Source organism: Sphingobium scionense, assembly GCF_014197035.1.
Classification (GTDB): domain Bacteria; phylum Pseudomonadota; class Alphaproteobacteria; order Sphingomonadales; family Sphingomonadaceae; genus Sphingobium; species Sphingobium scionense.
On the sequence record NZ_JACIEU010000037.1, the window covers coordinates 25,870 to 34,218 of the forward strand.

Below are 8,349 nucleotides of genomic sequence, written 5' to 3' on the forward strand. Positions count from 1 at the left end.
TTTTTTGGATTGGATATTATTGGCGCCTTGATACCGGAATGCGCGAGGGCTCCTTTTGTTCCTAAGAAAAATCGCATAATCGGCACGGCGGAGCCCATCGCTGTCGTGATTGGTTTGTCCAAATTGGTCATGCCAACTTGCCGATGATGCGGCGCCGGGTTAGCTTCCCCCAAAATCGAGGGAGGATGGCGTGACAAAAGGCCGCTTGTTGATGTCGGGAAGCCTGTCCCTGCTGCTGATGACGGGCACGATGTTGGGGGCCGCCACGGCGCCTGCCGACCCCGGCCGCTTTGCCCAGGTGGCGAAGGTGGATGATCAGTATCAGGCCTATAATGTCGAGATGGTGGAGGTGGTCGGCGGCCGTTTCTGGGCGCCCTATCCCAAGCCCGGTGATGCAGCGCCCCAGCCCGCAGCCAGTGGCAGCGGTGGCGTCGACCTGGCTGCCGCCATGTTCCGCAAGCGTGAGCCCATCGACCTGACGGGTGACAGGCGGCTGCGTAATCTGGCCCGCGCATTGGGACCGACCTATGTCCGGGTCAGCGGCGCATGGGCCAACAGCATCTATTTCCACGACAGCGATGCGCCGCCCCCTGCGACGCCGCCAAAGGGCTATCAGAGTGTGCTGACCCGCGCCCAATGGGCCGGCGTCGTCGATTTCGTGAAGGCGGTCGGCGGCAAGCTGGTTATATCCTTCCCGGTGAGCGAGGGCGCGCGGGACGCATCGGGGGTGTGGGATCCCGACCAGGCGCGCAAGCTCAACGCCTACACCAACAGGTTGGGCGGCCATATCTATGCCGCCGAACTGATCAACGAACCCAATGTCGGGCCGATGGTCGGCCTGCCAAAGGGCTATGATGCGGCGGCATTTGCCAGGGATATGGCGGCATTTCGCATGTTTCGCGATACCGAGGCGAAGGATATGAAAATCGTCGGTCCGGGCAGCACTGGCGAGGCCGGCTTCGTGATCTTTCCGCCCAATGCCGGACAGGTGCCGACCGACGCGCTGATGAGCGCAGAGCCGCGGCCCAAGGTCGATATCTTCTCCTATCATTTCTACGGCACCGTCTCGAAACGCTGTGCCGCGATGGACAAGAGCGCGGGGATCAGTCCGGACCGGGCGCTGGACGAGGATTGGCTGGCACGCGCCGATGCCTATGTCGGCTATTATAAGGAGCGGCAGCAGCGCTTTGCGCCCGGCACCGACATCTGGATCACCGAAACGGCGCAAGCGGCCTGTGGCGGCGATGCCTGGGCGGCGACCTGGCGCGACAGCTTCCGCTATGTCGACCAGTTGGGGCGGCAGGCGAAGCAGGGCGTGTCGGTGGTCTTCCACAATACGCTGGCGGCCAGCGACTATGCGCTGATCGACGAGGCGACGATGATGCCGCGGCCGAGCTATTGGGCGGCCGTCTTATGGGCGCGGCTGATGGGCAATGTCGTACTGGATGCGGGGCGGAACGAAGGCAAGCTGCATCTCTACAGCCAGTGCCTGCGCGGCACGCCCGGCGGCGTCGCGCTGGTCGCGATCAATCTCGATACCGCCAATCCCGCCAGCCTGTCGCTGGCCGGCAGGGCGACCCGCTATACGCTGACCGCCGACACTCTGGACGCGGGCAGCGTCAAGTTCAACGGCCGGACGCTGGTGGTGGGGCAGGATGGGGTGCTCCCCGATCTCAAGGGCGTCGCCGCGCAAGGCATGCAGTCGTTGCCGGCGGCAAGCATCAGCTATCTCGCCTATCCCGATGCCCGCAACCCGGCCTGCCGCTGACCTCTGATGTGTCGGACAGGCAGGGAAGGGGCTGTCCGGTGCATCACGCCAGGGCCAGGGCAAAGGCGCCCATATGGGCGATGATGGCGCAGCACATGATGGCGATCGCGCCCTTGGTGCTCAGAAAATCGGTCATGGTCTGTCTCCTTGGCCGGTCGGGGCGGATGATCCATTCATCGGCCCGCCGGTATGAGGATGAGCGATGGCAGGCCGCGATTGACGGGCAAGCGGCTTTTCGTCACGCAGGAGGAACAGAAGAAAAAGCGCGGAAAACCGGGCCATTCGCGGTTCGCGTTTCGCGAATGGTGAGGGGGATTGCGTGAAACGTCTCCGTCGTGTGCTGCTCGAACTCTGGGCGATGCTGCCGGTCGCGGCGGTGGTCGGCTTTCTTGGCCCTTTCGGCACCTATTTGTCGGGCGACTTCCTGCTACGCGCCGGGCGCTGGTGGATCATGCTGATGGGCGCCTATATCCTCGCGCGGCCGACGCTGATCGCCTGGCGGGCGATCGCGCGGGCGACCCGATTGCCGCGCGGATCGCTGGTCTTCTGGGGCATGGTCGCCTCCAGCTTTCCGATGGCGCTGATCTGGCGGCTGGTCGGGCGGGACGAGGTGCGGTTGCTGGGCGGCTATGCCGGTCTCTTGCCCTTCACCCTGCTCTGTTGCCTGCTGGTGATGACCATCACCTGGTGGGCGGAGCGGGCGGACGCGCATCTGCTGCGCTATTATGATGAGCATATGGGGCCGGCTTCCCCGTTTGTTTCGCCATCGACGGAAGTCGCGCCGCCGTCCATGCCCCCGAGGGGCGATAAAGTGCGCCTTCATCAGCGTCTCAGCCCGGCCTTTACCGGCCCCATAGTCGCGCTGGAGAGCGAGGATCATTATGTCCGCATCCATGGGCCGCATGGCAGCGAACTGATCCTGATGCGGCTGCGCGACGCCATTGCGGAGATGGACGATGTGCCCGGCGCGCAGACCCATCGTAGCTGGTGGGTGGCCAAGGCGGCGCTTGCCGAAGGAGCAAGCGTGGGCAAGGGCCGGGACATCCGCCTGACCAACGGTCTGTCCGCGCCGATCGCGCGCGATTCCCTTGATCGCCTGCGTCAGTCCGGTTTCCTGCCGGACTGACGCAGGCAGGATCAGAGGATCAGGTTCAGCGCGACGATGATCAGGATCGTGGCGAGGATCGTGCGCAGCACGGCTTCACGCACATGCGACGCCAGCAGGCTGCCGACGATGATGCCGGGGATCGATCCGATCAGCAGCGAACCGAGCAGCGACATGTCGACCGTGCCCAGCCACCAATGGCCGATGCCCGCCACCAGCGTCAGCGGCACGGCATGGGCGACGTCGCTGCCGACGATCCGCGCCAGCGGCGTGCGGGGATAGAGGATCAGCAGCGCGGTCGCGCCGATCGCCCCGGCCCCGACCGATGTGATGGTCACCGCCACGCCGACGATCACGCCCAGCAGGACGGTGAGGTTGCGGGTCATCGTTGGGCTGCGATCCTGGCCATGGGTGCGCGACCAGGCGGTGATCCGTTCGCGGAACAACAGCACCAGCCCCGTAAGGAGCAGCATCACCCCCAGCGTTACCTTGATCGGATCGACCACCGCGGCCGACGGCGGCCCCATCGCCCGCAGCGCCATCAGCGCGCCGATCGCGGCGGGCATCGATCCCAGCGCCAGCCATCCGACGATCGCCCAGTCGACCGACCGCTTCCAGCCATGGACCAGGCTGCCCACGCTCTTGGTCACGCAGGCATAGAGAAGGTCGGTGCCGACTGCCGCAGCGGGGTGGAAATTGAACAATAGCACCAGGATCGGCGTCATCAGCGATCCGCCGCCAACGCCGGTCAGCCCGACCAGCGTGCCGACGATGAAGCCCGTCAGGGAATAAAGCGGATTGATCGTCACGACCGCTCCTGCGGTGCATGACGACAGGAGGTGCGACCCGTCATGGCGTCACCTAAGGGCGTTTGCGCCGCCCATGCAAGTCCGAGCACTCGATCCATATCCGTGCGTCCCCCCTTATGTTTCGCGCTGGGACATAGCGAACGCCACGACGGGGTGAAACCCGCCCCTTGCTTGTGGGGGGTGATAGCTTTGCTATGGACGCCTGGCTTCACATATCGCTCCTGCGGCTGTCTGGCCTGCGTTCGACCGCCTAGCTTGCCGGCATAAGCGACAGGAGCAGGACATGGTGGAACGGGCACGGGTGGCGGTAGTGACGGGCGCGAGTTCGGGCATCGGCAAGGCGATCGCCAAGGCCATGGCGCGGCAGGGCTGGCAGGTGATCGGCACCGGCCGCGATCCCGAACGGCTGGCGGCTGCCGAGGCGGAGATAGCGGCGGAGGCCAGCGGCGCGCCGGTCGCCATGCTGCGCGCCGACCTGTCGCTGCTCGGCGAGGCAGCGCAACTGGCGCAGGATATCGCCGCGCTGACGGACCGGGTCGACCTGTTGTTCAACAATGCCGGCGGCATGACCGATGCGCTGGTGATGACGGACGAGGGGCTGGAGGCGAATTTCGCCGGCAATCATCTGGGGCCGTTCCTGCTGACGCAGCGCCTGCTGCCGCTGTTGCGCAAGGCGGCGCAGGATCAGCCGGCGGGCGCCGTGCGCATCCTCAATACCGCCTCCGACGCGAGCGAGATGATCCCGGCGATCAACCTGGACGACATGCAAAATCTGGAGCGGTTCAGCCCCGGCATGGCCTATTGCACCGGCAAGCTCGCCAATGTGCTGTTCGCCCGCGCGCTGGCGGATCGGCTGGCGGGGGAGGGGATCGTCGCCCATGCCGTTCATCCCGGCGCGGTCGACTCGAACTTCTTTTCCCATGCGCCGGCCGACACGCAGGAGCGCTCGCGCGGCCTCGACAAGGCGAGCGAGGCGGAGGGGGCGGACACGCTGGTCTGGCTGGCGACCGCGCCGGAAGGGGGCGCGAGCAATGGCGGCTATTGGTATCGCCGCGCACCGCGCACGCCCAACAAGCTGGTCGAGGATGCAGCGATCGTCGATCGCTTCTGGCAGGAAAGCGAGAAGCTGATTTCGGCGTATGGTCGCTGAGGAAGCAAGGCGCCCCGGACCGGCCATGTCAATCGCCGGTCCGGGGCAGTCCCTCCCCCAGGGAATTTATTCCGGTACCTTCACCTGCGCCAGGCGCGGCGAAAGCAGGTGGATCGCCAGCAGGGCGATGAAATAGGCGCTGCCTGCGACGGCGAAGAGCGGCGCATAGCTGCCGATGCTGTCGAGGATATAGCCGGCATATTTCGCCATCAGCATGCCGCCGATCGCGCCCGCCGTGCCACCGATGCCGACGACCGACCCGACCGCCGCGCGCGGGAACATGTCCGACGGCAGGGTATAGAGATTGGCGGAAAAGGCTTGATGCGCGGCGGTCGCGATGCCGATCACGAGGACCGCGACCCACAGATTGTCGATCGACTGGGCAAAGAAGACCGGCGTGACCGCAGCGGCACAGGCCAGCATGGTCAGCTTGCGCGCGGCGTTGACGCTGTGTCCGGCCTTCATCAGTCGTCCCGACAGCCAGCCGCCGGCCACGCTGCCAAGGTCCGACAACAGATAGATGGCGACCAAAGGCGGGCCGAAGCTGATGAGGTCGAGGCCATAGCGCTCGCCCAGATAGCCCGGCAGCCAGAAGAGGAAGAACCACCAGATCGGATCGATGCAGAATTTGCCCACGGCAAAGGCCCAGCATTCGCGCACGGCAATCAGCCGGCGCCAGCCGATCGGCGTGACCGGATCGGCCGGGTCCTGCTGGATATAGGCCAGTTCCTCGGCGCCGACGCGCGGATGCTCCTGCGGCCGGCGATAGAAGATCAGCCAGGCGGCGAGCCAGACGACGCCGAATATGCCGGTCGCGATGAAGGCGAAGCGCCAGCCATATTGGATGGTCAGCCATGGCACCAGCAGCGGGGTGATGATCGCGCCGACATTGGCGCCCGCGTTGAACAGGCCGATCGCGAAGGCGCGTTCCTTTTGCGGGAACCATTCGGTCACCGCCTTGATGCCGGCGGGGAAATTGCCGGATTCGCCGACGCCCAGGCCAAAGCGGGCGAAGGCGAACTGGGTCACGCTATGCACGCCGCCATGGGCGACATGGGCGATGGTCCAGATGATGATCGCGACGGTATAGCCCAGCCGCGCGCCGATCGCGTCGACCAGCCGGCCAAAGCCCAGATAGCCGATCGCATAGGCCGCCTGGAACCAGAAGACGATATTGGCATAGTCGGTTTCCGACCAGTGCATCTCGGCCGCCAGCGTGGGCTTCAGCACGCCGATCATCTGCCGGTCGACATAGTTGATCGCGGTGGCAGCGAACAACAGCCCGACGATCACCCAGCGATAGCGCCCGACCCTCTGGGTTGCTCCGGCGACGGCCTCGTTCATTCTCTTCCTCTCCTCTTGCCCTGCGGCCTTGTCAGGCGGCCGCTTGGGGGCGGATGACGCAGTGTGCGGTGCCGAGCGGTCCGAAGTCCGCAACCACCGCCTGCCCGACGCGCACTTCATGCACGCCGGTGACGGCGCCTGTCGATATCCATGCGCCCGGTTGCAGCCTTATGCCGCGCGCGGCGAGATTTTCGAGCAGGAAACGCACGGAGCCGATCGGCCCGTCGGGGAAACTGACGGCGCGGCCGGTGCCGGCGACGACGCCATCGATGCTGAGGCTGATGTCGATCTCGGCAAAGGCCAGGCTCTGCCAGTCCGGCACCGCCGCGCCGATCAGCAGGCCGTTATTATTGCCGAAGTCGGAAACGGTGACGGCCGGGCCATGCTCGTTGATGCCGGTGAAGGGCGAACTGGCGATTTCCAGGCCGATATGCACGGCGTCGACCAGCGCGGCGGCTTCCTCCAGGGTGAAACTGGTCTGGGTCGGGTCGGGCGCCTGGCCGATGCGCAGCAGAAACTCGGCCTCCGCCGCGCCGAAGCCCTGGGGAAAGACCAGGCCGGCGGCATCGGGGGCGAGGGCATGGATGGTCGGCGTAAAGATCGGCCCGGCCAGCCGATCAGCGCCAAAGCGCTCGACCAGCGGCGCGGGCACGCGGCCTACCTTCCAGCCACCGACCGGCGCATCGACCAGCGCCAGCGCCTCCGCCTGGATCGCATAGCCATCGGCCAGGCTGGGCGGGATCGGGCCGGGATAGTCGGAAAAGCCCGTCGCGCGCTGTCGGGCGGTGACGAAGGCGCGCGCAATGGCGGCAGGGGAAGCGGCGGTCACGATGATCCTCTCGGCTGGTTCTGTCTCTCGGGATGCCTGCAAGAGTAACCGGTGTCAATAGATTTACCGAGCGGCGCATATTGCACTGGTTGCAGGGCATAAGCGCGCTATAAAAGGGCCATGACAAAGACACCCAGGGATGAGGGCGCGACCGCCAAGCTGACGATCAACGACATTGCCCGCATGGCTGGCGTGTCGAAGAAGACGGTCAGCCGCGTCATCAACCGATCGCCGCTGTTGAACCAGGAAACTCGCGGCAAGGTGGAGGAAATCATCCGCCAGACCGGCTATGTTCCCAATCCGCAGGCGCGCGCGCTGGCGCTGGGGCGCAATTTCCTGATCGGCCTGATCTACGACAATCCCAATGCCCAGATGGTGCTCAGCATGCAGAAGGGGATATTGGAGGCGCTGCACGGCACCGAGTTCGAGCTGGTGGTGCGCCCGGTGGACAGGGGGGCGGCGATGGTGATGGAGGACATCCATAATTTCGTGACGCGCCAGCGCCTGTTCGGCGTCGTCGTGCTGCCGCCGCTCTCCGAAAATGACGGTCTGTCCAAACTGTTCGACGATGCCGGCTGTCGCTATGTCCGCATGGGTTCGGCGCTGCTCGACGACCCCGAACATATGGTCGCCTCCAATGACCGGGACGCGGTGGCCGACGCGGTGCGCTATCTGATCGCGCAGGGCCATCGGCGGATCGGCCTGATCGCCGGGCCGCATGGTTTCCGCTCGGCCAAGGAGCGGCGCGAGGGGTTCGAGATGGCGCTGGCGGAAGCCGGCATCAGCCTGCCGCGCAGCCTCGTCGCGGACGGACAATATACTTTTGAATCCGGGGTTTCTGCGTCCGAAAACCTGTTCGACCTGACCTCGCCGCCGACCGCGATCTTTGCCAGCAACGACGAAATGGCGGCCGGTGTCCTCTATGCCGCCCGGCTGCGCGGGATCGAGGTGCCGGAGCAATTGTCGATCATCGGCTTCGACGATACGCCGCTCACCACCCGCGTCTGGCCGCCGCTGACGACGGTGCGCTGGCCGATCGCCGCCATGGGCCGGGCCGCTGCGCTCAAGCTGATCGGCACCGCCATCGGCGAGGAAGCGGAGGTCAGCGAGCCGTCGCTGTTCAGTTCGACCCTGATCCGGCGCAGTTCGGTCGCGCCTCTGTCCGGTTAATCTGGCCGGCTAAAGGTTGACACCGGTTTCCAAATTTGCTTCCCAAGGGAGAAATTCCAGACAAACGGGTGAGGATATCATGTTCGACAAGACCTATTATGCGACGCACCCGGACATGATGGAGTGCGTGTCGAACGAGGAGCTGCGGGATCGCTATCTGATCGGCGGGCTGTT

General features: G+C 65.5%; 7 protein-coding genes and 1 pseudogene. 5 read left to right on the plus strand and 3 right to left on the minus strand.

Features of this window, described 5'->3' with window-relative positions; genetic code table 11:
- The first annotated feature begins 190 nt into the window (after nt 1-190).
- Both GGQ90_RS25660 and GGQ90_RS25665 read left to right on the plus strand, forming a co-directional pair.
- Nucleotides 191-1,768 (plus strand): hypothetical protein, encoded by a 1,578-nt coding sequence (locus tag GGQ90_RS25660; protein WP_343054135.1) that lies wholly within the window; start codon nt 191-193, stop codon nt 1,766-1,768.
- Between the two features lie 319 nt (nt 1,769-2,087).
- Nucleotides 2,088-2,894 carry a LytTR family DNA-binding domain-containing protein gene (locus GGQ90_RS25665; protein ID WP_343054136.1) on the plus strand — a complete coding sequence of 269 codons (807 nt, stop codon included), beginning with the start codon at nt 2,088-2,090 and terminating at the stop codon, nt 2,892-2,894.
- Nucleotides 2,895-2,905: 11 nt separating this feature from the next.
- On the opposite strand, the gene GGQ90_RS25670 is transcribed toward GGQ90_RS25665, so the two are convergent.
- On the minus strand, nt 2,906-3,682 hold the full coding sequence (locus GGQ90_RS25670) for a TSUP family transporter (protein ID WP_188084330.1): 777 nt from the start codon (nt 3,680-3,682) through the stop codon (nt 2,906-2,908).
- A 283-nt stretch (nt 3,683-3,965) separates the two neighbouring features.
- Here GGQ90_RS25670 and GGQ90_RS25675 point away from each other — a divergent pair, with 283 nt between their 5' ends.
- On the plus strand, nt 3,966-4,832 hold the full coding sequence (locus GGQ90_RS25675) for an SDR family NAD(P)-dependent oxidoreductase (protein ID WP_188084331.1): 867 nt from the start codon (nt 3,966-3,968) through the stop codon (nt 4,830-4,832).
- A 66-nt stretch (nt 4,833-4,898) separates the two neighbouring features.
- Here GGQ90_RS25675 and GGQ90_RS25680 read toward each other — a convergent pair whose 3' ends face one another.
- Together GGQ90_RS25680 and GGQ90_RS25685 are read right to left on the minus strand one after the other, a co-directional pair.
- Nucleotides 4,899-6,176 carry an MFS transporter gene (locus GGQ90_RS25680; protein ID WP_188084332.1) on the minus strand — a complete coding sequence of 426 codons (1,278 nt, stop codon included), beginning with the start codon at nt 6,174-6,176 and terminating at the stop codon, nt 4,899-4,901.
- A 31-nt stretch (nt 6,177-6,207) separates the two neighbouring features.
- Nucleotides 6,208-7,005 carry a fumarylacetoacetate hydrolase family protein gene (locus tag GGQ90_RS25685; protein ID WP_188084333.1) on the minus strand — a complete coding sequence of 266 codons (798 nt, stop codon included), beginning with the start codon at nt 7,003-7,005 and terminating at the stop codon, nt 6,208-6,210.
- 120 nt (nt 7,006-7,125) lie between these two features.
- Here GGQ90_RS25685 and GGQ90_RS25690 point away from each other — a divergent pair, with 120 nt between their 5' ends.
- Both GGQ90_RS25690 and GGQ90_RS29495 read left to right on the plus strand, forming a co-directional pair.
- Nucleotides 7,126-8,175 (plus strand): LacI family DNA-binding transcriptional regulator, encoded by a 1,050-nt coding sequence (locus tag GGQ90_RS25690; RefSeq protein ID WP_188084334.1) that lies wholly within the window; start codon nt 7,126-7,128, stop codon nt 8,173-8,175.
- Nucleotides 8,176-8,254: 79 nt separating this feature from the next.
- Nucleotides 8,255-8,349, plus strand: a pseudogene (locus GGQ90_RS29495) (5-dehydro-4-deoxy-D-glucuronate isomerase); the annotation flags it as partial.

Excerpts from the sequence above, each read along its gene's own strand:
- GGQ90_RS25675 (WP_188084331.1), top strand. The coding sequence starts at position 3,966 with ATGGTGGAACGGGCACGGGTGGCGGTAGTGACGGGCGCGAGTTCGGGC.
- GGQ90_RS25680 (WP_188084332.1), bottom strand. The coding sequence starts at position 6,176 with ATGAACGAGGCCGTCGCCGGAGCAACCCAGAGGGTCGGGCGCTATCGC.
- GGQ90_RS25690 (WP_188084334.1), top strand. The coding sequence starts at position 7,126 with ATGACAAAGACACCCAGGGATGAGGGCGCGACCGCCAAGCTGACGATC.